The sequence below is a fragment of the Rhodococcus sp. PAE-6 genome, from assembly GCF_025290685.1.
Lineage (GTDB): Bacteria > Actinomycetota > Actinomycetes > Mycobacteriales > Mycobacteriaceae > Rhodococcus > Rhodococcus pyridinivorans.
Map to the genome: position 1 here is coordinate 280462 of NZ_JAOCLZ010000001.1, position 23774 is coordinate 304235.

A 23774-nucleotide genomic window follows, 5' to 3' on the forward strand; every position below is an offset into this window, starting at 1 on the left:
CGACCGTTCGCCGCTATAGAGTCCGCGACGGTCATCGCACCGTCCATGCAGGTTTTGTGGGTTCGCATTCGAGAGGCACGATCGAGATGAGCTGGGTTCTGGCGGTCGATTTCGGCACGTCCAACACGTCGGCGGCACACCGGATCGGCCCGGACCGGGTCGAATCACTGCCGCTGACCCACACCTCCAACCTCATGCCGTCCTCGGTGTACGTCGACCACACCGGGGCGATCACCACCGGCGACGTGGCCATCAACCAGGCCACCGTGGATCCGGCCGGCTTCGTCGCCTACCCCAAGACCCACGTGGCCGTCGGGTCGGTGATGGTCCGCGGCCAGGACGTCCCCGTCGCCCACACCATCGCCTCGGTCCTGCGCACCGTCTACAACCAGGCGCTCCCCCGGCACAACAACCACCCTCCGGCGGAGGTCGTGCTCACCCACCCCGAGGCCTGGTCCCAGCGCGAACTCGACGTGCTGCGGCACGCCGCGTCCCTGGCCGGTCTCGGCGGCAGCGTCTCGCTGATCTCCGAACCCCGCGCCGCCGCGTTCTACTATTCACGTCAGCACGATGCGAAGATCGTCAAGGGCTCGACGATCGCGGTGTTCGACTTCGGCGGCGGCACCCTCGACATCGCCGTACTCACCGCGACGAGCGAATGGACCTTCGAGGTCGTCCGGGCCGGCGGCGACAACACCCTCGGCGGCAAGAACCTCGACGCCACCGTCGCCCGCTGGGTCGACGAACGCCTGCGCGACGACGATCCGGATCTCGCGGCGTGGTTGCGCACCCCGGACGGGCTCGATGCCCGACGCACCCTCGACGATCAGATCCGCCGCGCCAAGGAACTGCTATCCGAACATCCCTCGGCGACGATCCGGGTCACCGGCAACGGCGCGGATCTGACCTTCACCATCACCCGCGACGAGTTCGAGCAGCTCATCGAACCGCAGATCACCCGTGGCGTGCAGCTCGCCGCCCAGGTGCTGCGCGATGCCGGGGTGGACCGGTCGAGTCTGCAGGCGCTGTATCTGACCGGCGGCTCCTCACGGATCCCGTACGTGCATCGGCGGCTGTCCGAACTCGGACCCATCGCCACCCTCGACGACCCGAAGACCGTCGTGGCCAAGGGCGCGGCCGGGTTCGTCGCCGGCGGACGCACCACCGAACCCGCCGCGGACCTCGACACCGAGGTGCTGCGACCGGATGCTCCCAGCCCCGCAGCACCGCGAGCCGGTGTTCCGCGCCCGGGTACCCCGGCGGCACAACCGAACCCGGCACCGGCGCGCGACGTGGAGCGGTCACGACCGTCTCGGCCCCTGCTCATCGCCGGAGGCGCCGTGCTGGCGGTGCTCGTCGCCGCCGGGGCGGTCTTCGGCCTGACCCGTGGGGACGCGGACGACGGAGCGTCGGCCGGCGCCGCGGCCGCCCCCGCTGTGGCCGAGGACAGGTCGGACACCGGCGCACCGCCTCCGGCGACGTCGGATTCGGTCTATCGCAGCGAAAGCACCGACGAGGTGGTGGAACTGCTGCCGACCAAGTTGCTCACCGGGTCGAGTTCGTGCGAGAAGTCCGGCTTCTCCTCGGAAGGTGCCATGCAGGTCCGGTGCCAGATCAGCCCCAATTCCAACCTCGGGAAGGCGCTGGGCATGGAGCCCACCGACTACGAATCCGTGTCGGCGTACCGGGACGATCAGTACGCACGCTCGAACTTCATCCGGCTCCGCGACGCCAAGAACGACAACACCAGGATCGTCTCGGCGGACGGCACGCGCATCGCCGACTACGACCACCCGCCGGGCGGCAACTCGTACTTCACCGTCATCGACAAGTCCACCGGCCTCGTCGCGCAGTTCTCGACGACGACGGAGCGCGGCGAAGCACTGCTCGCCGAACTCGGTTGGAACGCCTGACCTGCCTTTCTCCCATACCTTCCTCTTCAGGAGTCCTCTTCTCATGCACATCCCTCGAACAGGCCGTCTCGCCCTGGCCCTGGCGGCCGTCACCGTCGTCACCGTGGCCGGTTGCGCGTCCGACAGCGACGCCACCGTCGTCGACGAGACCACCACGACCGAACAGACCTCTGCCGGTGTCGATCTCGACTCGCTCGATACCGGCGACTACAACACCCAGCCGCGCGATTTCGTCGCGCTGGGCATGGCGGCCGAGGACTTCGGTCCTGCGGTGGAAGGCCAGCGACTCGCCGAGTTCGTCATCCACCCGCACACAATCGACCCGGCCCTCACCGTCGGCGGATCGACCAACGGGGTGTTCCTCGGCGGCACGGGCAACATCTTCTCCGGCAGCGAGAACGAGATCCTGAAAGAATTCTCGATCATCAATGCCTTCACCAGCTTCCGGAGCACCGACGACGACAGCCGCGAGTTCGGTGTCAGTGTCTGGCGATTCCCCACCCCCGAGGACGCCGCCGGCGCCGCGCAGGCCCTGTACGAGTACAAGCTCGCACCCGCGGACGGTCCGTTCGCCACCGGTCCGGAAACCCCGATATCGCTGCCGGCACTGCCCGACACACTGGCCACCACCTACTCCTGGCCGGAACTGGCCACCACCTCCCTGAGCACGCTCACCACACGCGGCATGTTCGTCGTCTACACCTACAGCGGCGACGACAGCGATGGGATCGAGTGGATCACCGATACCGCGACGCGCGGCGTGCAGCAGCAGATCGAACTGCTCGACCGGTTCCCGGCCACCCCCACCGACGAGATCGCCTCGCTGCCCATCGATCTGGACAAGGTGATGGCTCGGGCCGTGGGATTCGTCGACAGCGAGTACTCGCGTAACTCCGACATGGCGGTCTACGGACCCGACGGCTGGTTGCACTACGACTCCGCTCCGGCCGACACCGAGGTGGTGTTCGAACAGACCGGCACCGACCGTGTCGCGAAGGTCAACAGCGTCGTCTATCGCACCGCCGGCCCGGACGAGGCCGAGGTCCTGAAGGACGCGTTCGCTGAACACACGGCGGAGACCTATCCGGACCTCGTCGAGGATCCCTCGCTGACGCAAAGCCTCCCGAACACCACCTGTTGGTCGGGCGACGTCGCCGAAGGCCGAGCCGCCGCGTGCCTGATGACCTACGGCCGCTACATGGCCGAACTGTCCGGCTTCCGCTCGATCGGCAACGAGAACCCCGATTCCGACACCCTGCGCACCGTGCCGCAGCGCGTCGCGACGCAGTACGTCAAGTTCGTCCGCGCCGAGGAGATGGGCCTGGGCGAGAACTGACCTCCCTCGCGGTCCGGTGACCGTCGGTGCGCGCCACCGATGACGGTCACCGGACCGCTGCGCGACGCGGCCGGGTAGGTTACTCCGCGTACAGATGGGGGTGCCATGAACGAGACCGAGTTGATCGAGCGGTGCCGGTCCGGCGACCGGGCCGCGTTCGCCGCACTGGTGGAACCGTCGCGCACCCAGGTGTGGGCGGTATGTGTGCAGATCACCGGTAACCGCCACGACGCCGAGGACGCCCTGCAGGACGCCCTGATCGCCGCCTGGCAGAACCTCGACAAGTTCCGGGGCACCTCCCGGTTCGGCTCCTGGCTCTATCGCATCGCGAGCAACGCCGCGCTGGCGATCGTACGCAAGCGCCGCGAGATCCCCGACGACGAGATCGACCTCGGTCGGGCCTCCACGGTGCCGGGACCGGCCGATCGCGTCGTCGACACCGACGCGGTGCGTCACGCCCTCGCTCAACTCCCGGAACAGTTCCGGGTCGCGGTGGTGCTCCGCGAATACGCCCAGATGAGTTACGCCGAGATCGCCGAGCATCAGAACGTGCCGGTCGCGACGGTCAAGACCCGCATCAACCGGGGGCGAGCACAACTCGTCGAACTGCTCGATCCCACCCGCCTCGATCCCGCCGGTCTCGATCCCTGACCGGTAGATTGGGACGAGGCAGGAACATTCCGGGGCCCACACGACTCCAACCTGACGACGACGGACAACGGGGGAAGAAGGAAGAGCCCATGACAAGCGATGAGACCGATCCGCTGCCCTCACTGGGGGAGCTGCTCGGTATCGATGTGCTCGCCGACCTACCGGAACTGCCCGATCAGGTCTGGGAGCGCGCGCTCGACATCGCCACCGACCCCGGCACTGCCGCGGTCGATATCTCGTTGGTCCCGGACGACGACGAGATCGTTCCGGAGACGGTCACCGTCGACTCTGTCGACCTCGATCCTGCCCTCGACCCCGATGCCGACCTCGACAGCGCTGGTGGAATCGACCCCGGCCTTGTCGACGACGACAACGGCGAGGCTTCATCCGACGACGAGGCAGCCTCGTTCGGCTTCACCGACAACGTCGACGAGCCCGATCTCGGCGCGTAACCCGCCGACCGGGTCAGTGTCCGCGGACGATCACCGTATAGGCGTGCGTAAGCGCTGTCAGCGCCGTGTCCTCCGCCGCCGACCGCGTCGACACGCTCTGCGCCTGCACCGCGACAAGCTTCTGTTGCGCCATCGCTCGGATCTGCTCGGGTGACGCCGTCGGCTCCAGCCCCAACGCCTCGGCGATCGTGCCGCCGCGCAGCACCTGGACCAGTTCGTCGACCGCCGGGGCGCTCGGGTCGGCCTGCAGCAGAGATCGCAACGCCCGCAACAACTCCACCGGCACCAGCGCCGGGTCAGTGCGCAGCGCCGAGACGATCTGCCGGATGGCGTCGCGCGCCGGATGCGAATAGACGAGGGCGTCGAGTTCGGCGAGGATCCGGCCGGCGCGGTGCAGCACCGCGAAGCGACGCAACGACTGTTCGAGCACCGCTCGCAGCGGATGGACGCCGGACACCCCGGACAACCACTGGTTGACCTGGTGCGCCCCACCCGTTGCCTGCGCGCGGGCGTGCACGAGCCCGTACTCCCCGATCAGCTCCAGCAGTCGCCACACCTGGTCGCGTGGCACCGGCAGCGCGGCCGGATCGGCGTCGAGCAGATCGAACAGCTCCAACGGGGCCAGTGGGTCGAGCGCCGCGAGCGCGCGGGCGTCGGCGTCGGTGAACGCACCGGTGTGGGAGGTCTGCGCGAGCAACCCGGCGACCGGCACCACCGTGCCGACCTGTCCCGCCAACCGCCGCGCGAGCACGTTCGCATGTTCGGCGGCGTGTCCGAGCGGATCGCGGTTGCCGAGCACCCCGCGGCCGAAACCGTCTGCGCGCGAGAGCACTCCGAGTGTGTTCAGCGGAGTGAAGCCGAGGCGCTGCAGGAATTCGACCTCGTCGGTGCGCGGCATCGAGTCGAACAGGAACACCGCCGCGTCGGCGTCGACGGACGCCGAGCGGGTCTGCTCGAACCCGTCGATCAATGCGCGCTCGGTGGCGGCGGCATTGGTGACGGTCAGCGTCGCCAGGCCGGGGGTGTCGACGAGGGTGATCGTGCTCAGCGCATGGGAGGGCAGGTAGCGGTGCACGTACGCGACCTGCTCCGGCGGGACGTCGAGGTCGACGGTGGTGCCGAGTGCCAGCGGCACGGGTCGGCGGGTGCCATCGGTGGACACCACGTCGGCGCGGGAGGGCGCACCGTTCTCGTAGACGGTGACGACATTGGTGGCCTCGAGCGCCGCGGTCTCGGCGACCGGCGCGCCGATCAGCGCGTTCACCAGGGTGGATTTGCCGGCCTTGAGCCGCCCGACGACGACGATGCGCGGCGGTGACCACAGGATCGCGCCGATACGGTTGGCGTGTGCGACGAGATCACCGCCGAGCGCGGCAAGTTGGTGCAGGGCCGCGTCGATGCGCTGGTGCACCGGATCGGGTGCCCCGGTCTGCGGTGGGATGTGCGGGGCGCTCATGTGGCACCTCCCCTCAGAGCCGTATCGATCGGGGTGATGCGGGCGCGGGTGATGCGCAGGTTCTTCTCCAGTCGTTCGATGTTCGCGGTGCGGGTCGCGGCGTCCGCCTGCGCGGCGCGCTTGGCCTCGTCGATACGCTTCTGCAACTCGGTGATCCGGTCCTGGAGGTGTTTGCGGCGACGCAGCACGATCTCCGGGCGGGTGGTGGCCATCGCGGCCTCGAGCATGCGGGTGGTGACGGTCCGCACGGTCGCGAGGGTCTCGCGCAGCCAGGTCAGCAGGTTCGTCTTGCCGGTGCGCATCGCCTTGAACCCGAGATTGATCGCCACCCAGGCGACGCCGGCGATGGCACCGGCCCCGATCACCGCGCCGAGCATGGTGGTGCCGATCATGCCCATCGTCAGCACGCTCGGATCCAGCAGCCCTTGGCGTTTCGAGCCCACCTCCCCGGTCACCAATGGATCGGTCTGCAGCGCCTCGAGGGTGATCTCGCGGATGTGCTCCCACTGCTGCGGGTCGTCGAACAGGTCGGTGACGATCTTCTCGAGGTCGTCGAGGAACACCTGCGCGGTGGTGGCCATCGCGTCGAGCAGGTCGGCCTGGATCTGGGCGGTGAACACCTGCGGGGAGCGCCGCAGCACCTGCATCGACGACTTGTTGATGCGCGTCGTCCAGTCCTCGCGCACGCGGGCGAGCTCCTCGTCGAGACGGGTGATCGCCCGTTGCCGCGCGAGAGTGAGGTCGCGCTGCAGGTGCTGTTCCCATTGCTGCGCCTCGTCCTTGAGGCCCTCGAGCCGTTCCATCTCGGCGGTCAGGTCCGGGATCGCGGATTCGCCGTCGCGGACGACGGAGAGTTCGTCGCTGATTCCGGTTTCGATGCGGCGCAACCCGTCGAGGGCGACGCGCAGCGCGTCGGCTTCGGGACGGTGCCGTGCGGCGGCGACCCGCTCGTCGAGCATCCCCCACAGTCCGGGGAGCCCGGAGCAGGCGAGGCTGCGCTCGCGCACCGGGGAGCGTGGTAGGGCGGTCGCGGCCAGGGCACGCACGCTCGAGACGGCGACGACGGGGATGTCGCGGCCGACGTGTTCCGCGACGGCGCGGCGGTTCTCCGCGACGATCTGTTCCCAGCGGGTGAGGTTCTTGTCGGTCTTGGTGACCACCACCAGCACGTTCTCCACCCCGGTGGCGCTCTCGCGCAGGAACCGCATCTCCGGTTCGGTCAGAGGGGTCGACGCGTCGCACACCAGCACGAGCACGGCGGCCCGATCGGCGGAGTGAGCGGCCATCGCGGCGTGCCGGGGGTCGAGGCCGCCGATGCCGGGAGTGTCGACGACCGACGCGTTCGTGAGCTTGTCCGAGGCGATCGGCACGACCGCCGCGACCGGCAGCGCCTCGACGGTCGGGTCCTGGACGTAGCGGCCGCCGGTGGTGATCCACTCCCCCAGCTCGGCGTGGTCGATGCGCCGGCGCCCGTCGGGGAACACCAATTCGGCGGTGCCCTCCGGGAAATCGTCGGTGGCGGTGACGAAACGGGTTGCGACGGCGGTCGAGTGCTCGACGTCGTCGAGAGCGGCGCCGTCGCGGCCGATGAGAGCGCTGACCAGCAGACTCTTGCCGCGCTTGATCTCCCCCACCACCACGATCGACGCCGGCCGGCCGGTGTCGGCGAGTTTGCGTTCGGCGCGGTCGGCGACCTCGTCGTGCTTGTAGGCGCGCAGCACCTTGCACGCGCCGGCGATCAGGTCGGCCACAGACGGATCAGGAGACACGCGACGACACTACATACCGGCCGGTACGGGGGGCGTGCTCCACTCCGGCGTTCGGACTCGTGGCCGCGCCCACGATGATTTCCGGCTCCTGCCCCGGTCAACATTCGTGAACGGATCCGTCCGACTCCGGGAGACGTCATGACCCAGCAGACCACCCGCGCCCTTCCTCCGATCGTCGACGAGCAGACATGGCGGTCGGCGCTCGACGACCTACGGCGACGGGAGAAGGCCGCCACTCGCGAACTCGACGCCATCGCAGCGCAGCGCCGCCGGCTGCCGATGATCGAACTACCCGACTACACGCTGATCGGCGCCGACGGTCCGATCCGGCTCGTCGATGTGTTCCAGGGCCGCTCGCAGCTCATCACCTATCACCACATGTGGTCCGACGGTGCCGAATGGCAGTGCGGTGGATGCACGAGTCTCACGACGCAGTGGACCCGACTCGGCATCCTCGACAACTACGACGCCCGCATGGTCATCGTCACCAACGGGCCGATCGACGAAGCCCTCGCCTACAAGGCGAAGGTGGGCAACACGATGGAGTGGTACTCGTCGTCGGAGAGTTCGTTCGGCGCCGACGTCGACGCACCTCCCGGTGGAGGGTTCGCGGTCAACGTGTTCCTGCGCGACGGCGACAAGGTCTACCGCACCTGGCACACCACGGGCCGGGGCACCGAACAGCTCAGCTACACCTTCGCGCTGATCGACCTTCTTCCGTGGGGCCGTCAGGAGGAATGGCAGGACTCGCCCGAGGGCTGGCCGCAGTCGCCGACCTATTCGGGGTGGCTCGACTCCCCCGACGTGGCGCGGCTCTACGGTCCCGGCACCGGCGCGCAGTGAGGGCCGGGTGACATGGCGGACTCGACACCCTCGCGCAGCGGGCATCTGGCCATCAACGGCCTGAGTCTGTACTTCGAGGTGCACGGCGAACTCGGCGGGTCCGCTCCGCTGCCCTTGCTGCTGATTCCCGGCGCGTTCATGAGCACCGAATCGATGCCGTCCTGGGTGACCGCCTTCGCCGAACGGCGCCCGGTGATCGTCTTCGATCAGCAGGGGCACGGTCGCACCCGGGACACCGATCGTCCGATGTCGTACGAGCAGTTCGGCGACGATGCGGCGGAGTTGCTGCGGGCTCTGAACGTCGAGCGTGCGGACGTGATGGGTTATTCGCAGGGCGGCGGGGTGGCGTTGCAGGTGGCGCTCCGCCATCCGGACCTCGTCGGAAAGCTCGTCACGTTGTCGGCCACCTACCGGCAGGACGGTTGGTACGCGTCGGTGCTCGAGGGCGTCGGACATCTCGATGCCGAGGTGTTCGCCGGTTCCTCGGTCGAGAAGTCGTTCACGGAGCACACGCCCGATCCCGCGGCGTTCGCCGCCTACGTCGACAAGATGAAGGTCCTCAACATCGAGGACCAGCAGATCACGGACGAACAGATGCGGTCGATCACTGCGAACACGATGGTGATCGTCGGCGACGCGGACGGCGTGAAACCGGAACATGCGGTAACGATGTTCCGGTTGCTCGGCGGTGGCGACGAGGAAGCAGCGACGACGGGGATGCTGCAGAAGATCCCCCGGGCACGCCTGATGATCCTGCCCGCGATGTCACACCTGGGAATCTCCGGAGAGGCGGACGTGCTGGCGCCGATGGTGACGGCGTTCCTCGACGACGTCCCGCCGGTGACGCCGGAGCTCTTCTGATCTGGCCTGCAGCCCTCAGTCGGCGAGGTAGCGCAGCATCACGGCGGTGGTGAACTGTCGGGTCTCGACCAGGCGCAGATCCACGCGCTTCTCCAGGGGCGGGAACATCGGTGTGCCACCACCGAGCAGGACGGGTGAGACGAACACCTGGTACTCGTCGATGAGACCGTGTGGGATCAGCGACGCGGCGAGGTTCGCCCCACCGACCTCCATGACGCCGTCTCCCTCGGCCTTGAGCCTGCGCACCTCCTCCACCGCGTCGTCGCTGACGAGGCGACTGTTCCAGTGGACCTCGGTGAGGGTGCGGGAGAAGACGACCTTGGGCGTGGTCGTCCACAACTCGGCGAAGTCGCGTTCGATGGGCGAGGCGTCCTCGGGCAGGTGCGGCCAGTACTCGGCCATCAGCTCGTACATCCGCCGGCCGTGCAACGAGAGCTCGAGCCGGCGGAACCGGTCGTTGTGGAACTGGTGCAGTTCGTCGTCGGGGTCGGTCCAGTCGATATTGCCGTCGCGGTCGTTGATGTAACCGTCGAGGGACACGCCGAAGTCGTAGATCAGTGTTCTCATGCTCCGATAGACCGCCGGCGCACCCCGAACTCATCGGCCCGGTGCGACCGTGTCGGGCTTAAGGCTGGAGCAGCACGTCCAGACCACGCTCGAACTCGTCGATGCGGCGACCGAGGGCATGGTGACCGCCGTTGACCAGCTCGGACACACGGACGATCCCTGCGGTGTCCGCGATCTCGTTGAGGTTGCGCGACGTCCAGTACCAGGCGGCGGTGGTGAAGGCGTTCTCCGGCGCGGCGAGCAGCTCGGGGTGCGCGACGAAGTCGACGCCGATGTGCTCGCTGACCTTCTCATAGTTGTGGCGGCCCGTGATCTGGATCGCGCCGCGACCCTTGTAGCGCTCACCGTCGCCGGGATGGGTGTTTCCGAGATCGGCGCGACCCTCGTATGCGCGACCGGACGCGTACTCCTCGAAGGTGCGGAAGGAGTCCGATTCGACGGCCAGCTGGGCGATGAACGCCGCCTGACGGACCGGGTTGTCGATGCCGCTGCGCGCCATCGCATCGTTCAGCGGCGCGATGAACTGCTCGACCTTCTCCGCCGGGATGCCCGGCACGATGCGGGTCAGTTCCTCGGGTGTGACGGCGGGGAGCGGCGCAGGAGTCGTCTCGGCGACGAGTTCGACCACCTCGGTCGCCTCTGCGGAGTCGGCCTCCTCGTCGTCCGTCACGGTCCAGCCGTCGGCGGCCAGGGCGTCGAAGTCGAGCGCCCGGAGCAGGTCGCGGGGCTCCTGGAAACGGGTCTGGGTGGGGGCGGTGGGTGCGGTGTCGGCATGGGCGGCGGAGGTACCGACGCCGAGCGCGGCGGTGAGGACGGCCGCCGCGGCGACCGCGGCACGGAAACGGCGCAATGATGAAACGGACAAGGGTCGTGCTCCAAGATTCGCCGAAGCTGGTTCGGCCTTCGAACGGGGTCGCGGGCATCACCGGCGGGATCGTTACCACCGCACGGAGGGCCAACACGCGACCATCAGGTCACAACCAGGTAACGTCGCAGGTCGAGAGGTTTTCAAGCGATCGTGGCCGACGCCATCTGAACCCGAGAAAGTCATGCGCGCCATACTCGAAAGTCGATCATTGCGGCGCCCGCATTCGGCCGGCCCAGCGAGAACCCGTCGCCACAGCACCCGGCCGATCCCGTCCCTCGTCCACCGAGGATCGCTGCGATCTCATCGAATTAGTTGTGCAGCAATACCTTCGAGGACACGACGGCACGCGCCGAAGGTTTGTCCCACAGATGATCGAATCGAGGCCGCGATGGGTCGCCCCCTCGAGAACAGACCGGTTCGGTTCGACCCAGGAGAAGTACACCCCCGAGCTGGGTCGTAATCATTTCGTGTCCGACGACACACCTCGATAACGCGCAGCTGCACGCCCGCCGAGACCGTCCGCGTTCACAATGCGACGGACGCGAGCAGGAAGTACCGACCGGTATGTTCGCGCAGGTCGAAGGCCCCGACCATTCGGTCGGGTCTTCCATGATCAGCGCGTCGAAACGGGGTCGACGCGGCGTGTTGCAGTAGCGAGCCCCGGTTCACCGCGCGAACTACGCGGAGGAGTACCGACCGCCCTGTATGCCGCGCCGAAAACCCTCAGCGGTCGCGGTAGTACGCCCGGATCGCGCGGCTCATCACCTTGATCTCCCGGGTCCGCTCGTGCCGCAATCGGGCATCGGACCGCGCCGCGATCCATTCGTTCTCACGCCGCAGTTTGCGATGACTCTCCACTCGCCGGGCATCGAGGTCGCCGCGGTCGACGGCGGCACGAACCGCGCATCCCGGTTCGGTCTCATGCGCACAGTCCGCGAAGCGGCAGTACCGCACAAGCTCGTCGATCTCGGGAAAGGCGGAAGCGATGCCGGCACCGGCGTCCCACATCCCGACGCCCCGTAACCCCGGAGTGTCGATGAGGGTCACGCCCCCACCCAGAGGGAACATCTCCCGATCGGTCGTGGTGTGCCGGCCCTTGCCGTCCGCCTGCCGAACCGGTGCCGTCGCCTGGATGTCGCGACCGCACAGCGCGTTGACCAGTGTCGACTTCCCGGCGCCGGACGCTCCGACGAACACGACGGTGCCGTGGAGCAGCGTGCGCAGTTCGCTCAATCCGGATCGGTCCGGTGCGCAGACCTCGACCACGCTCGCTCCGGGTGTGAGCACGGCGACCTGCTCGAATACCGCTTCGGTCGCGAGGTCGACCTTCGTCAGGGCGACCACCGGTTGCGCGCCGCTGTCCCAGGCCAGCGCCAGCAGACGTTCCATGCGACCGACATCGAGGGTGTCGGCCGCGACCGTGACCACGACGGTGTCGACGTTGGTGGCGAGAACCTGCTCCTCCGAACGACCCGACGCGTCAGCACGACGGATCGCGCCGGTACGCCGCAGCACCGCACAGACGGTGCCGATCGTGTCGCCTTCGGTGGGCGGTTCGCGCACGATCACCCAGTCGCCGGTACAGACATGGTGGCCTGCCGTCCGCACCCGCAGCGGACCGGCGGAGGTCACGGCGTCACCGTGACCGCGACCGACCCGCACGATCCGGCCGGGAGTTCCCTGGATGTCGTTGTCCGCGAACCGTTCCGCGATCTGTTCGGACCAGCCGTACTCGACCAGCGGATCGGTTCCGGGTGAGACATCGGGGTGCACGGTGACTCCTGGATCATGACGAGGCGCGGGTGGTCCGCTCCGACAGATCCGATGGTGAACTTCGCACCCCGGCAATGCAATCGAATTTCCGCGTGCACCCTCAACCGCGGTGGGCCGACAGCAACCAGGCCGGGAGCATCGAGCGGCCCTTGTCGTCCCGCTGCCACGCGGCAGCATCCTCGTCGCCGAGAAACGCGTGGATGAATGCCGGCCGCACGTCGTCGACGGTCCAGAACTCGGCGACCGCGTCGCGCAACTCGTCGTCCGTCACCGGATTCGGTCCCTGACCCTCTTCCGGAAAGGCGTCCTTCGAGAAGGCGAGGACGAAGAAGGACGCGCTCGGAGCAGCGGCACGGGTGACGGCGCTCAGGTAGGCGCGGCGCCGGTCCACGGGCAGCGAATGGAACAGGGTGCTGTCGACGATCGTCGCGAACCGGCCGTCGAACCCCGTGAACGACGTGATATCGGCGACCTGGAAGGTCGCGGTAGTCAGGCCCCGCTCCGTCGCCGCGGCCCGAGCGGCTTCGATGGCGGTCGGCGACAGGTCGAGACCGACCACCGTGTACCCCTGTGCCGCGAGATGGAGGGAGGTCTCGGCATGTCCGCAGCCCGCGTCGAGCACGTCGCTGCGGAATCCGCCCTCGTCGATCAATCGGGCGATCTCGGGCTGGGGTTCGCCGATGTTCCACGGTACGGGGCCCGAAAACCCTTCGGCGACGCCCCGGTAGATGTCGTCCCACGGTGCAACCTGGCCGTCCTCGGTCATGGATCCGACGGTACGCCCGCCGCCGGATCCACCGCATCGATTCCGAACTCGACACCGGTAACCGGTTCACTCGACCGGGTTCGTGAGGAAGGATCGACAAGCGCCACCGCTCGAGAGGGGAACTCACTCGTGACCGAAACTGCCGCATCTGCACCCGCCGGCCCCGGCCGGGAACGCCAGGGGGTCGTGTACCGCAACGGAGCGCTGGGCCGGAGTCCGGCCGTTCCGACGTCCTTCGGCGACCTCGAACGCGCCGCGCGGCGTGCGAGTTCGAAGCGGGCCTGGGCATATGTCGCGGGCGGCGCCGGCGAGGGACGCACGATGCGCAACAATCGGCGCGCGTTCGACCGATGGGCGATCGTCCCGCGCATGGCCCACGGTGTCACCGAACGCGACCTGCGTACGACCGTGGCGGGCACGTCGCTCTCCTCGCCGCTGTTGCTGGCCCCGATCGGGGCGGGAGCGTTGATGGCTGCCGACAGCGACCTGGCGATCGCGCGGGCGGCCGCCGCGACCGGCGTGCCGTACATCTTCTCCAATCAGGGCTGCAATTCCATGGAGGACTGTGCTGGCGCGATGGGCTCCGCGTCCCGCTGGTTCCAGCTGTACTGGAGTTCCGACGAGGATCTCGTCGACAGCCTGCTGCGACGCGCCGAAGCAGTCGGCGCCGAGGCCGTCGTCGTCACCCTCGACACGACGATGCTGGGATGGCGTCCGCAGGACCTGAATCTCGGGTCGCTGCCGTTCGCACGCGGTGAGGGCATCGCCCAGTACACCTCGGATCCCCGCTTCCTCGACATCGTCCGGCAGCGGATCGACGCCGCCCGCGAGACGGTGAGGGAGCGACCCGACGTCACGCTCGGCGCGATCCGCACGCTGCTGTCGATGACCCGCAACCATCCGGGCCGATTCCTCGACAACCTCCGCTCCCCCGTGCCGCGCGCCGCCGCTGAGATCTTCCTCGACATCTACTCCAATCCGGGACTGAGCTGGAAGCCTCTGGCCACGTTGCGGGAGCGGACGCGACTTCCCATCGTGCTCAAGGGAATTCTGCACCCCGATGATGCGCGTCGCGCGGTGGACCTCGGCGTCGATGCCCTCGTCGTGTCGAACCACGGTGGACGCCAGGTCGACGGATCGATCGCCTCGCTCGATGCCCTGCTCGACATCCGTGCCGCGATCGGCCGGGAGCCGACCGTGCTGCTGGACAGCGGGATCCGAAGCGGTGCCGACGTCTTCGTCGCGCTCGCGCTCGGCGCGGACGCCGTGCTGCTCGGCCGGCCCTACATGTACGGATTGGCGATCGCAGGTCGACAGGGTGTCGAGGAGGTGATCCGCAACGTGATCGCCGAGTTCGACCTCACCATGGCATTGACCGGCGCCCGATCGATCGCCGACATCGACGAACGGTTCGTCCGGCCGAATCCCTCCTTCTGAGAGAGGGTCAGGCCTTGCGCGCACGCACCTTGCGGTAGGGAGTCTCGTCGATGCGCGTGGTGATCTCGGCGACCATCTTGTCGTACGACTCGTTCTTACGAGCGATGCCGATGAGCCGCTTGGTGGTGCGTGCCGCGGCGCGCAGGTTCATCGGGCGCCCCTCGATTCCGTACATCAGGCGCGCCCACTCCGGCAGCAGCGACAGCATGCCGTCCTGCACGACGACGAAGGTGAACACCTTCACCGGATTGCCCCACAGGTTCGGCTTGCGGAGCGCGTGCGTCACCTCGGCGGCCGCGAGCGACAGCGACAACCAGTGGCGCTGCTCGTCGACGTACGCCTCGAGGTCGGCCCGGGTAGCGGGCAGGCGGGCCGGGTCCGCGCCGACGAGTTCTGCGGCGATGTGCTGTTCGACGACGAACTTGTCCTGCTCGGCCGGGGTCAGGTCGAGGCCGAAGGCTTCCGCACCGCGCAGCAGCGCGAACGCGAGGGCGTTGTGGGTCCAGTCGATCCATGCGGGCTCGTCGGCACGCAGCGTGGTGCCGGTGTGCGGGTCGTCCCAGACGGCGTGCGCGTGCATGCGGCGCACCGAGGCTGCGGCGGCGTCGGCGTGGGCCTTGTCGCCGAACATGACAGTGTCGAGATAGCGGCCGGTGCGCTCGTCCCGCCCCTTCGGATCGACGTACGCGGCCGACGCGTGCTCGAACAGTCGCATCATGCCGGGGTTGAGTGCCTGCAGCAGCAGACCCGCCATGCCGGCGACGCGAGAGGACGGATCGGCGTACACCTTCCACGAGACGGAGCCGGGGCCGAAGTAACCGTCGTCTTCACGCGGCGCGTTCCGGGCAGGGTGGGGGGTGGTTGCGGTCACGGGGGCTCCTTCAGCACCGGGGGAAGTGCATATCGGGAGAATGTTATTTCCGTATGCGAAGTTTCGCGCGCCACGCAGGCCCTTCACCGCACATTCACCCCGGAAAATCACCTCAGGTCTGCAGGTACGCCAACGCCGACCGGGCGGCGTGATACCCGCACATGCCGTGCGCCCCGGCACCCGGCGGAGTCGCCGCCGAGCACAGGTACACGCCCGGAACGCCGGTCGCGTACGGGTCCAGTGCCGGGCGGGGCCGGAGCACGAGCTGCACCGCGCTGTTGGCTCCGGTGACGATGTCGCCGCCCACGTAGTTCGCGTTGTGGACGGACATCTCGGTCGTCGTCCGCACGTGCACGGCACGGATCGTGTCGCGGAAGCCCGGGGCGAACCGTTCGATCTGGGCGGTGATCAGCTCGGTCGCGTCGCCGGTGTACCCGTGCGGGACGTGCGCGTAGGTGTAGAGCGGGTTCAGATTCCCGGCGGAGCGCGACGGATCGGCGAGGAACTGCTGGCCGACCAGGACGTAGGGCCGATCGGGCATGACCCCCCGGTTCACCTGGCGTTCGGCTGCCGCCGTCTCGGCGTACGAACCGCAGACGTGGACGGTGCCGGCGCGGCGGGACGGTTCGTGCTGCCAGGGCACGGTGCCCTCGACGGCGTACTCGACCTTGAACGCGCCGGGCCCGTGCTTGTACCGATGGTAGGCGCGGGCGGTGCGGCGGGGCAGCCTGTCGCCGACGATCCGTACGGCGTCGGCGGGTGAGGTGTCAAGGAGCACCAGATCGGGGTTGCCGAGTTCGTCGAGGGACTCCACGCGCACCCCGGTTTCGACGGTGCCGCCGTTCTTCTCGATCAGTGACGCCATCGCTGCGGCGATGGCGCGCGATCCGCCCTGCGCGACCGGCCACCCGTAGGCGTGCGCGGCCGTCCCCAGCGCGACGCCGATGGCCGAGGACATCGGCGAGCCGAAGGGCCGCAGGGCGTGGGCCGCCACCCCACCGAACAGGGCGCGCGCCTCGGGTGTGGACCAGGCGCGCGCGAGCACGTCGGCGGGCATCGCGGCGAACATCCCGAATCCGGCGAGCAGCACCGGATGGACGGGTACGTGCAGCATCGGGCGCAGGAAATCCTCGGTGATGCCGCCGAATCGTTCGGTCAGCGCGCCGAAGATCCGGCGCCACCTGGCCCCGTCGGTCCCGAGTTCCGTGGCGGTGTCGTCCACGGATCGGTAGGCCGCGCCACCACGTCCGCCATCGAGCGGGTGGGCGTACTGCACCTCGGGCCACGACCAGATCAGACCGTGTTCCGCGAGGTCGTACTGCCGGCTGAAGGGTGTGTCCACGGCCAGCGGGTGGAAGCCGCTGCATTCGTCGTGGAGCAGGCCCGGCAGGGTCAGTTCGCTGCTGCGGGTGCCGCCACCGATCGTCTCGGCTGCCTCGAGCACTCGTACCCGTACGCCCTCGGAGGAGAGGACGACGGCGGCAGCGAGCCCGTTGGGCCCGCTGCCGACTATCACCGCGTCGGTCATGCTCCAACCTTGACACGATCGGGCCGGACCTGCGGGTGGAGGTAGGCCGTCCCGGCCGGTTCGTAGCCGGCCATCCGCCAGGTGACGGTGTGCGGGATCGGGCCGTCGGGCAGCCACGGCTGCGCCGACACCGCGTCCTCGATGTGATAGTGACCGCGCTCGACGACACCGAGTGCCGCGTCGATCACCTTGTATTCCAGCGTCTTCCGATGGATCGGCTGGGATTCGATCCACACGATGACGCATTCTCCCGGTTCGAACCGGCACCGCTCCTGCACCGCGCTGATGGTCTGCTCGTTGTGGAGGTGACCGTCGCCGAACTGCCAGCCCACCAGGGTGGTGCAGGTGAACTCGCCTTCGCGGATGCGGTAGTTCTCGAGCTTGTCGAGGTGCCGCATCATCAGCGACATCAGGCCGCGACCCTGGCTGTGCATGGTGCGCCATGCGACCGCCTTCTGCATGAAGATCTCGGCGACCTCCTTGCCGAACGCCCCACTCAGCTGGTCGATCTGATTGTCGTTGAACTTGGTGAGGTTCTCGTTGAGCTTGTTCTCCGCCTCGTCGCCGCGGAAGGCCCACAGGGCCGACGCCCAGTTGCCGGCGTACTGCCGCATCGACGGCAGGAAGGAGACGAGGTCGGGGCGCAGGTTGCCGAGGATCGGGAACAGCAGGAAGGCGACGAGGATCGGCGCGAGGATCCAGACGGAACTCACGTCGCCCACCCCGTAGCCGGCGCCGACGGGGAATCCGCCGAAGAGCCAGACGGCGGCGAACATGTAGAAGACGTTCCACTCGAGCGGGACCGCCAGCGGGAAGGTCGAGGTGATGAAGATGTGGAACATGACCATGCCGATGATGGCGAGCCAGGTGATCGTCGTGTTCGTGGAGAACAGCAGCACCAGCGGGACGACGAGTTCGACGACGGTGCCGCAGACATGGGCGAGGAACCAGCTGACCTTCGACGGACGCAGATCCTGCGGGAAGTTGCGGTAGAGCGAGCGCTTGAACCGCTTCGAGGTAATCCAGGGGGTGTTGCTGAGCATCGGCGGGATCACGTTGGTGAAGTGGTGACCGAACTTGGAGACACCTGCACCGAACCACACGGTGACCAGCGCGATCTTGGCGGCCAGGATCATGTCGACGTGGTTGCTGAAGATGCCGAAGAAGAACATGACGGCGACGTACTGTTCCGAGCGCGCGGCCAGGAAGACCACGCGGTCGCGCAGGCCCTTGACGACGATGAGGCCGACGTAGGTCAGCAGCGCCCACTGCGGAAGCAACCCGACTTCGCTTCCAGGGAGGGCAGCGGTTGTCACGCCGGGTCCGAGCAACAGGAACAGCAGGGTGGCCAGGAGTGCGAAGTAGATCGCGACGTCGACGACGGTGCGATGGTCACCGCGGGTGAACGGCACCACCTTCGGCCAGGGTGGGAGCCGCAGGGTGCCGCGGCGGGTCCAGTAGCGCCAGCCACCGGTGAACGGCTTGAACTTGAACGCCAGCGGTCCGGAGGACGACGCGTAGCCGGTGATCTCGAACAGGATGGTCCACACCATCAGCTTCTGGTAGACGATGGGCTCACCCCACCAGCCGGCGAGGTCGGCGAAACCCAGTCCGGGAGTGGTGAGTCCGACGACGGCCACCCCGCCGAGAACGTAGAAGATCAGCTTGTACACGTAGAGCATGTGCATCTGTTTGGGGCTGCCGAAACCGTATTCGGCCCAGTGGGTCGCCAGCACCCGCATGCGCTCCATGAAGGGCATGTCGTCGTAGGTGGCCGGGTCGACCGGTGGCATGTCTGCCGTCTTGAATCCCATTGTGACTCCTGAAGGTGGGCAGGGCTCATCACCGCGAGGGGCGCTCGCGTCGAGGTAGGACGAGGGAGGGGGTCAGGCGTGTTGCAATGTGCGCCTGAGCGAGGGTTTGTCGATCTTGCCGACGGGGTTCTTCGGTAGCGCGTCGAGGATGTCGATCCGCTCGGGCACCTTCGCGCGCATCAGGTGCCGTCGGCAGTGTTCGAGGAGGTCCTCGGTGGTCGTCGTCGCATCCGGGTACAGCACCACGTAGGCGACGGGAACCTCGCCGAGGACCGGGTCGGGACGCCCGACGACCGCGGCTTCGAGGACGTCGTCGACCGAGGTCAGGACGGTTTCGATCTCCTTGGGATAGATGTTCTCGCCTCCGCGGATGATCATGTCCTTGACGCGGTCGACGATGCGCAGATAACCGTCCTCGTCCAGGATGCCGATGTCCCCGGTGTGCAACCAGCCGTCGCGGACGGTCTCGGCGGTCGCGTCGGGGCGATCGAGGTAGCCGCGCATGACGGTCGGTCCCGCGATGACCACCTCCCCTGTCTCACCGGGTGCCAGCAGTTGACCGTCCGGGGACATGATCCCGATCCGCTGTCCGGGCAGTGCCGGTCCGACCGTTCCGAGTTTGCGCACGCCGTCGACGGGATTGCAGGCGGACGCGCAGGTCGCCTCGGTGAGTCCGTATCCCTCGACCATGACGAACCCGAAGCGGTCATGGCACCGCTGCAGCAGTTCCTTCGACACCGGCGCCGCGCCACACACCACGAACCGCAGCGACGAGGTGTCGGGACGCACGGTGTCGGGCAGCGCCGCGAGCATCGCGTAGATTGCGGGTACAGCGGAAAAGTATGTGGGACGGAGCTTTTCCACGTGGCCGAAGAACCGGGTCGCGGAGAACGATCCGATGACACTGAGCTGTCCGTGCGAGCGCCAGACCGCCAGTGCACTCACCATGATCGCGTTGACGTGGAACAGCGGCAGGACGAGCATGCAGTGGTCGTCGGCGGTGAGACGGAAATGCTGCGCCATCGTCGACGACATGGCCTCGGCGTTGTCGTGATCGAGCATCACACCCTTCGGCCGGCCGGTGGAACCGCTCGTGTAGATGACCAGGCTCAATTCGTCGCCGCGCAGGGCCACAGGATCGGGGCCGTCGCCCTCGTCGGCGAGATCGTCCACCGCGATGCTGGGTCGGCCGCCGTCCGGTGCGCCGACCGAGTGGTTGACCACCAGGACAGCGCCGGAGTCCGAGATCTGATAGGCCGCTTCCGATTCCGTGAACGCCGGATTGACGGGTGTCGCAGCAGCACCGAGACGCCACGCCGCGAGCATCGCGACGAGCAGTTCGACCCGGTTCGGCAGCATGATCGCGACGATGTCGCCCGCGCCGACGCCGTGCCGCGCGAACTGTGCTGCGACAGCGCGGGTTCGGTCGTCGAGCTGAGCGTAGGTGAGTTCGAGCCTGTCGTCCCGGACCGCCGTACGAGAGCGATCCTCGGCGGGGACGTTCCAGGGAAGAAAGGGAAAGCGGGAGAAGGGCATCTACAGCTCCTCGGTCGGACGAGCACGTATCGGTTGTGATGCACGACACTATGCGGTCGGCATGATCCAGGACACGTCCCCGCGAGACCAACTTCGACGCTTCTCTTGTCGATTCTGCACAAAAATCGGGTCAGCGGCCGGACGAACGCTTTTCCTTGGGCATCAGCACGGGTCGTCCGAGCACGTGACAGACGTGCAGAGCCAGCTCGAGATCCAGTCGATTGTCGGAGATCGGCCGTCCCCGTTCGTCCTCCGCCTTCTGCAGCCGGTACTTCACGGTGTTGCGGTGGAGGACGAGTTCCTCGGAGGTCTGCACATAGCTTCCGCCGGTTCGCAGGAACACCCGCGTCGTGTCCCGCAACCGCTCCGCGGCCGGGCTGTCGATCGCGAGCCGACCCAGCGTATCGGCGACGAAACGCCTGGTCGTCGCGAGATCGCGTGCCAGCACCGCTGTCGCGGACATGCCGTCCTCGCCGTAGTACACCGCTCGGCTGTGGGGAACGGTCGCGGTGCTCGCGACGATCCGCACCGCCTCGGCCTGCTCGTGACTCCGCCGGAACCCCGCGACCCCAGCGCCCGGCTTCCCGAATGCCACGCGCAACCCGGGGACGGCCTGCACAGCCGTCCGAAGGCGCGGCAGGTCGACGACCGTGCCACCGGCCCTTGTCGTCCACAACCAGGCCGTGCGCCGATCCACCGGCACGAACAGGGGCGCACCTCCCCCACCGGCCGCGACGGTGAGAGTCTCCGCTGCTGCCGCGAGCGCGGGTGTCTGGTCTGCGCCCTGGGCCGGGCCTCCGATCCACACGATCGCACCGAGGTGGGTTCCGTCGAGCCGGTAACCCGTCTTCGTCGCGAAGTCCTCGGTATCGAACGCGCCGCCGCTCAACACCTGCTCCACCAGCGCCGACGTCACGTTCTCGGACTGCTGGACCAGCACCCGCTGCTCTTCTTCGTGCGCGTCGAGCACGACGCGCGTCATCCAGTCCACGTACTTGTGCATCCACCCGGCGAAATGATGGAGCAACTCGAGTTTCAGGTCGGGTGCACAATCGAGCTGCTGGATCTCCGCGAACACCTGGTTGAACAGGTCGTCGGAGCCGATGTGGTACGCCCGCCGCAGCGCCGCCGCAGGAACGCCGTGTCGCGCGAGCCGCACCGCATACTCCGTGGCCGCGGTGATCGGCTGGATGCGATCGAGCGGGATGTCGTTGCTGATCATGTGCAGGATGGTGTCGACATTGCCCTCCACACTCGCCCGCAGCATGTCCGTCAGTTCGGACTCGCCGAGATCCTCGACGACCGACTCGATCGCCGCGTCCATGCTCGCGACGAGCTCGCCGGACCGCCGTTGCAGCCGCTCACCGACCACCACGACGAGTTCCTGCACCTCGGCGGCACGCGCGTCCTTCGACGGAGTCCCGCGTCGGGCGTCATCGCTCATTGCACTCGTCTACCAGAAAACTCTCGTGCACAGTGTGCGATCACCACACCACCGGCGAGGTCCTTCCCGAGCGTCAGCCCGCGGTTTCGTCCTGACATGCCGCATTGCCATACACGATGAACGCAGGTCACCGCATGCGGAACGGATCCGGTGGACGAAATCGTCGATTTCCCCCTCGTTGCGTCAGGCGAGGAGCGCGGCGTCGAGTACTCGGCGCGCCGCTGCGGGATCGTCGACGTGGATCGCGAACCGGCTCACGAGCGCCGGACGGCGGCGGTGCTCGAAGAAGGCCGGCAACAGGGTCTCGACGGGTTCCGCGAGGACGAGGTCGAGATTGGTGCCGTCGGGACCGGGCAGGAACAGCACCTCGCCGTCCACGCCCGTCTCCGTCGGCTGGAAGCGATGGCGCGGGATGCATTGCTGCAGGTTGTCGGCATCGATACGGGCCACGACCTGGTGTCCGGAGCGCAGGACCAGGCCGTCCCGCGTCAGAAGATGCGGATTGACGACACGATCGGCGAGCCACCCCACGAGAGGAAGAAGCGAGTACACCGAGACGATCAGCAACGTCCAGCGCAGCCATTCCCAGGGCACGAGTATGTGGACCACCGCGATCTCGATGACCGACGCCACGAGCCACGCGATCGGCACGCTCATCGTGCCGCGGGTGTAACCGATCGTCGTCACCTCAGGTCCGGCGCCGACCCGATGCCCTCGTATCAGGAACCACAGGGCGCGGTAGCTTCTCAGCTCCGCGCGCATCAGGGTCGCGGGCACGCGGCCGACGAGCTCGTCGAGCACCCCCGCCCACGGTGTTCCGGATCGGCGCAGAACTCGGACGCGCAGTGCGCCGACGATCAGCACCAGGATCCCGAGAGGTAACTCGAATCCGAGCCAGACCTTCAGTGCTGTCGCCGGTGTGAAGACGCCCAGCGCAGCGAGGACGGCGTTCGTACAGGCCACCACCACGGTGAGGACGAGGGCGGCCCGGTGGACGAGCCGGACGGTGCGCCCGGTCATGCCCGCGCTCCGTCCTGCTGCGGTCCCGACTGTGCGGCGACGCGCCGGACGAACCCGATCGCGACGGCCTGCTGGGCCGGGTCCGGAAGGAACTCGGCGAGCACCTCGGTGTTCGATTCGAGGGCAGTTGCCGCCTCGGCCGCCCACGAACCGAGCACCTCCGCCATGATCGGGATGTCGTCGAGCAGCGCGGTCATGCCGTCGATGACGGCGGTGATCTCGTCGGCTGCCGCGGTGGGATCCTGTCCGGCGAGCGCACCGAAGCGTCGGTAGACGGCGACCATCGCGTGCCGTTGTTCGGGGTCGTCGAGCAGGGTTCGCATGGCGTCGAGATACTCCGGCGATGCCTGCCCGGTGAGTGCGAGCATCTCCCAGCTGTCGCGTTCGCGGACGAACAGAGTCCGGGTGTGCGGGTCATCCTCGCCGTCGATGAGCTCGTCGAACGCGTCGACGATCGGCGCGGGCAAGGGCGAGAGCCGATCGCCGGCGCGGTGACGCTCGAGAATCGCGGCGAGTGCATCGCGCTTGACCTGCAGGGTCCGGATCTGGGCATCCGCCGCCTCGAGGAGCGATTCGAGGTCTGCGGTGAGATCGGATTCGGCATCGCGGTCGTCGCCATCGGTGAAGTGGCCACCGAGGACGGTCGCCACCGAACCGAGCGGGACACCCGACTGGGCGAGCCAGCGGATGCGCAGTAGGCGCACCAGGTCGGCGAGTTCGTAGTCCCGGTATCCGTTGGGTGTCCGTGAGGGTTCGGGCATGAGCCCGAGCCGGTGATAGTGCCGGACGGCGCGAACGGTGGTTCCTGCGGCCTGGGCCAAGTCACTGATCCTCATGGCTTCAGCATCGACCCTGACGCTACGTCAGGG

The 23774-nt window shown here is 68.0% G+C and carries 20 protein-coding genes; 7 read left to right on the forward strand and 13 right to left on the reverse strand.

Going from position 1 to position 23774, the window contains the following annotated elements:
- Positions 1-86 precede the first annotated feature (86 nt).
- The 4 genes from NVV99_RS01290 to NVV99_RS01305 all read left to right on the forward strand — a co-directional run bounded on the left by NVV99_RS01290 (position 87) and on the right by NVV99_RS01305 (position 4352).
- Positions 87-1913, forward strand: coding sequence for an Hsp70 family protein (locus NVV99_RS01290; RefSeq protein ID WP_041803690.1), 1827 nt, complete (start codon positions 87-89; stop codon positions 1911-1913).
- Positions 1914-1956: 43 nt separating this feature from the next.
- Positions 1957-3249 (forward strand): hypothetical protein, encoded by a 1293-nt coding sequence (locus NVV99_RS01295; RefSeq protein WP_024100923.1) that lies wholly within the window; start codon positions 1957-1959, stop codon positions 3247-3249.
- Between the two features lie 105 nt (positions 3250-3354).
- On the forward strand, positions 3355-3900 hold the full coding sequence (locus NVV99_RS01300) for an RNA polymerase sigma factor (RefSeq protein WP_024100922.1): 546 nt from the start codon (positions 3355-3357) through the stop codon (positions 3898-3900).
- An 89-nt stretch (positions 3901-3989) separates the two neighbouring features.
- Entirely contained in the window at positions 3990-4352 is a 363-nt protein-coding gene (locus tag NVV99_RS01305; protein WP_024100921.1) for a hypothetical protein, read from the forward strand.
- Positions 4353-4365: 13 nt separating this feature from the next.
- Here the strand turns inward: NVV99_RS01305 and NVV99_RS01310 are convergent, their stop codons facing one another.
- Together NVV99_RS01310 and NVV99_RS01315 are read right to left on the reverse strand one after the other, a co-directional pair.
- Complete coding sequence (locus tag NVV99_RS01310) at positions 4366-5808, reverse strand: GTPase (protein ID WP_041803343.1); 1443 nt, start codon at positions 5806-5808, stop codon at positions 4366-4368.
- A complete protein-coding gene (locus NVV99_RS01315; protein ID WP_231911941.1) occupies positions 5805-7577 on the reverse strand; it encodes a dynamin family protein in 1773 nt (590 codons plus the stop codon). The genes NVV99_RS01310 and NVV99_RS01315 overlap by 4 nt, the downstream gene beginning before the upstream one ends.
- 138 nt (positions 7578-7715) lie before the next feature.
- Here NVV99_RS01315 and NVV99_RS01320 point away from each other — a divergent pair, with 138 nt between their 5' ends.
- Both NVV99_RS01320 and NVV99_RS01325 read left to right on the forward strand, forming a co-directional pair.
- On the forward strand, positions 7716-8420 hold the full coding sequence (locus NVV99_RS01320) for a DUF899 family protein (RefSeq protein WP_024100918.1): 705 nt from the start codon (positions 7716-7718) through the stop codon (positions 8418-8420).
- 12 nt (positions 8421-8432) lie between these two features.
- The gene (locus tag NVV99_RS01325; RefSeq protein ID WP_024100917.1) at positions 8433-9281 is read left to right on the forward strand and encodes an alpha/beta fold hydrolase; all 849 of its coding nucleotides are present in this window, start codon (positions 8433-8435) and stop codon (positions 9279-9281) included.
- A 15-nt stretch (positions 9282-9296) separates the two neighbouring features.
- Here the strand turns inward: NVV99_RS01325 and NVV99_RS01330 are convergent, their stop codons facing one another.
- From NVV99_RS01330 to NVV99_RS01345, 4 genes are all read right to left on the reverse strand, one after another.
- Positions 9297-9848, reverse strand: a complete 552-nt coding sequence (locus tag NVV99_RS01330) for a dihydrofolate reductase family protein (protein WP_006552034.1) — start codon at positions 9846-9848, stop codon at positions 9297-9299.
- Between the two features lie 58 nt (positions 9849-9906).
- Positions 9907-10713 carry a glycoside hydrolase family 19 protein gene (locus NVV99_RS01335; RefSeq protein WP_231911940.1) on the reverse strand — a complete coding sequence of 269 codons (807 nt, stop codon included), beginning with the start codon at positions 10711-10713 and terminating at the stop codon, positions 9907-9909.
- A 726-nt stretch (positions 10714-11439) separates the two neighbouring features.
- Complete coding sequence (gene rsgA, locus NVV99_RS01340) at positions 11440-12489, reverse strand: ribosome small subunit-dependent GTPase A (RefSeq protein ID WP_024100915.1); 1050 nt, start codon at positions 12487-12489, stop codon at positions 11440-11442.
- 100 nt (positions 12490-12589) lie between these two features.
- Complete coding sequence (locus NVV99_RS01345) at positions 12590-13255, reverse strand: class I SAM-dependent methyltransferase (protein ID WP_024100914.1); 666 nt, start codon at positions 13253-13255, stop codon at positions 12590-12592.
- 129 nt (positions 13256-13384) lie between these two features.
- Here NVV99_RS01345 and NVV99_RS01350 point away from each other — a divergent pair, with 129 nt between their 5' ends.
- The gene (locus NVV99_RS01350; RefSeq protein ID WP_024100913.1) at positions 13385-14692 is read left to right on the forward strand and encodes an alpha-hydroxy-acid oxidizing protein; all 1308 of its coding nucleotides are present in this window, start codon (positions 13385-13387) and stop codon (positions 14690-14692) included.
- A gap of 7 nt (positions 14693-14699) precedes the next feature.
- On the opposite strand, the gene NVV99_RS01355 is transcribed toward NVV99_RS01350, so the two are convergent.
- The 7 genes from NVV99_RS01355 to NVV99_RS01385 all read right to left on the reverse strand — a co-directional run bounded on the left by NVV99_RS01355 (position 14700) and on the right by NVV99_RS01385 (position 23741).
- Complete coding sequence (locus NVV99_RS01355; RefSeq protein WP_024100912.1) at positions 14700-15563, reverse strand: oxygenase MpaB family protein; 864 nt, start codon at positions 15561-15563, stop codon at positions 14700-14702.
- Positions 15564-15675: 112 nt separating this feature from the next.
- Positions 15676-17091, reverse strand: a complete 1416-nt coding sequence (locus tag NVV99_RS01360; RefSeq protein ID WP_024100911.1) for an NAD(P)/FAD-dependent oxidoreductase — start codon at positions 17089-17091, stop codon at positions 15676-15678.
- Complete coding sequence (locus NVV99_RS01365; RefSeq protein ID WP_024100910.1) at positions 17088-18905, reverse strand: DUF3556 domain-containing protein; 1818 nt, start codon at positions 18903-18905, stop codon at positions 17088-17090. Before NVV99_RS01365 ends, NVV99_RS01360 begins: the two co-directional genes overlap by 4 nt.
- Before the next feature lie 72 nt (positions 18906-18977).
- The gene (locus NVV99_RS01370; protein WP_024100909.1) at positions 18978-20441 is read right to left on the reverse strand and encodes a class I adenylate-forming enzyme family protein; all 1464 of its coding nucleotides are present in this window, start codon (positions 20439-20441) and stop codon (positions 18978-18980) included.
- A gap of 130 nt (positions 20442-20571) precedes the next feature.
- Positions 20572-21885, reverse strand: a complete 1314-nt coding sequence (locus NVV99_RS01375; RefSeq protein ID WP_024100908.1) for a CdaR family transcriptional regulator — start codon at positions 21883-21885, stop codon at positions 20572-20574.
- A gap of 183 nt (positions 21886-22068) precedes the next feature.
- Positions 22069-22905 carry a hypothetical protein gene (locus NVV99_RS01380; RefSeq protein WP_041803342.1) on the reverse strand — a complete coding sequence of 279 codons (837 nt, stop codon included), beginning with the start codon at positions 22903-22905 and terminating at the stop codon, positions 22069-22071.
- Positions 22902-23741 carry a MerR family DNA-binding transcriptional regulator gene (locus NVV99_RS01385; protein ID WP_024100906.1) on the reverse strand — a complete coding sequence of 280 codons (840 nt, stop codon included), beginning with the start codon at positions 23739-23741 and terminating at the stop codon, positions 22902-22904. The genes NVV99_RS01380 and NVV99_RS01385 overlap by 4 nt, the downstream gene beginning before the upstream one ends.
- Positions 23742-23774: the final 33 nt, after the last annotated feature.

Excerpts from the sequence above, each read along its gene's own strand:
- NVV99_RS01330 (WP_006552034.1), bottom strand. The coding sequence starts at position 9,848 with ATGAGAACACTGATCTACGACTTCGGCGTGTCCCTCGACGGTTACATC.
- NVV99_RS01295 (WP_024100923.1), top strand. The coding sequence starts at position 1,957 with ATGCACATCCCTCGAACAGGCCGTCTCGCCCTGGCCCTGGCGGCCGTC.
- NVV99_RS01290 (WP_041803690.1), top strand. The coding sequence starts at position 87 with ATGAGCTGGGTTCTGGCGGTCGATTTCGGCACGTCCAACACGTCGGCG.
- NVV99_RS01325 (WP_024100917.1), top strand. The coding sequence starts at position 8,433 with ATGGCGGACTCGACACCCTCGCGCAGCGGGCATCTGGCCATCAACGGC.
- NVV99_RS01300 (WP_024100922.1), top strand. The coding sequence starts at position 3,355 with ATGAACGAGACCGAGTTGATCGAGCGGTGCCGGTCCGGCGACCGGGCC.
- NVV99_RS01365 (WP_024100910.1), bottom strand. The coding sequence starts at position 18,905 with ATGGGATTCAAGACGGCAGACATGCCACCGGTCGACCCGGCCACCTAC.
- NVV99_RS01345 (WP_024100914.1), bottom strand. The coding sequence starts at position 13,255 with ATGACCGAGGACGGCCAGGTTGCACCGTGGGACGACATCTACCGGGGC.
- NVV99_RS01305 (WP_024100921.1), top strand. The coding sequence starts at position 3,990 with ATGACAAGCGATGAGACCGATCCGCTGCCCTCACTGGGGGAGCTGCTC.
- NVV99_RS01360 (WP_024100911.1), bottom strand. The coding sequence starts at position 17,091 with ATGACCGACGCGGTGATAGTCGGCAGCGGGCCCAACGGGCTCGCTGCC.
- NVV99_RS01320 (WP_024100918.1), top strand. The coding sequence starts at position 7,716 with ATGACCCAGCAGACCACCCGCGCCCTTCCTCCGATCGTCGACGAGCAG.
- NVV99_RS01385 (WP_024100906.1), bottom strand. The coding sequence starts at position 23,741 with ATGAGGATCAGTGACTTGGCCCAGGCCGCAGGAACCACCGTTCGCGCC.
- NVV99_RS01370 (WP_024100909.1), bottom strand. The coding sequence starts at position 20,441 with ATGCCCTTCTCCCGCTTTCCCTTTCTTCCCTGGAACGTCCCCGCCGAG.
- NVV99_RS01310 (WP_041803343.1), bottom strand. The coding sequence starts at position 5,808 with ATGAGCGCCCCGCACATCCCACCGCAGACCGGGGCACCCGATCCGGTG.
- NVV99_RS01375 (WP_024100908.1), bottom strand. The coding sequence starts at position 21,885 with ATGAGCGATGACGCCCGACGCGGGACTCCGTCGAAGGACGCGCGTGCC.
- NVV99_RS01380 (WP_041803342.1), bottom strand. The coding sequence starts at position 22,905 with ATGACCGGGCGCACCGTCCGGCTCGTCCACCGGGCCGCCCTCGTCCTC.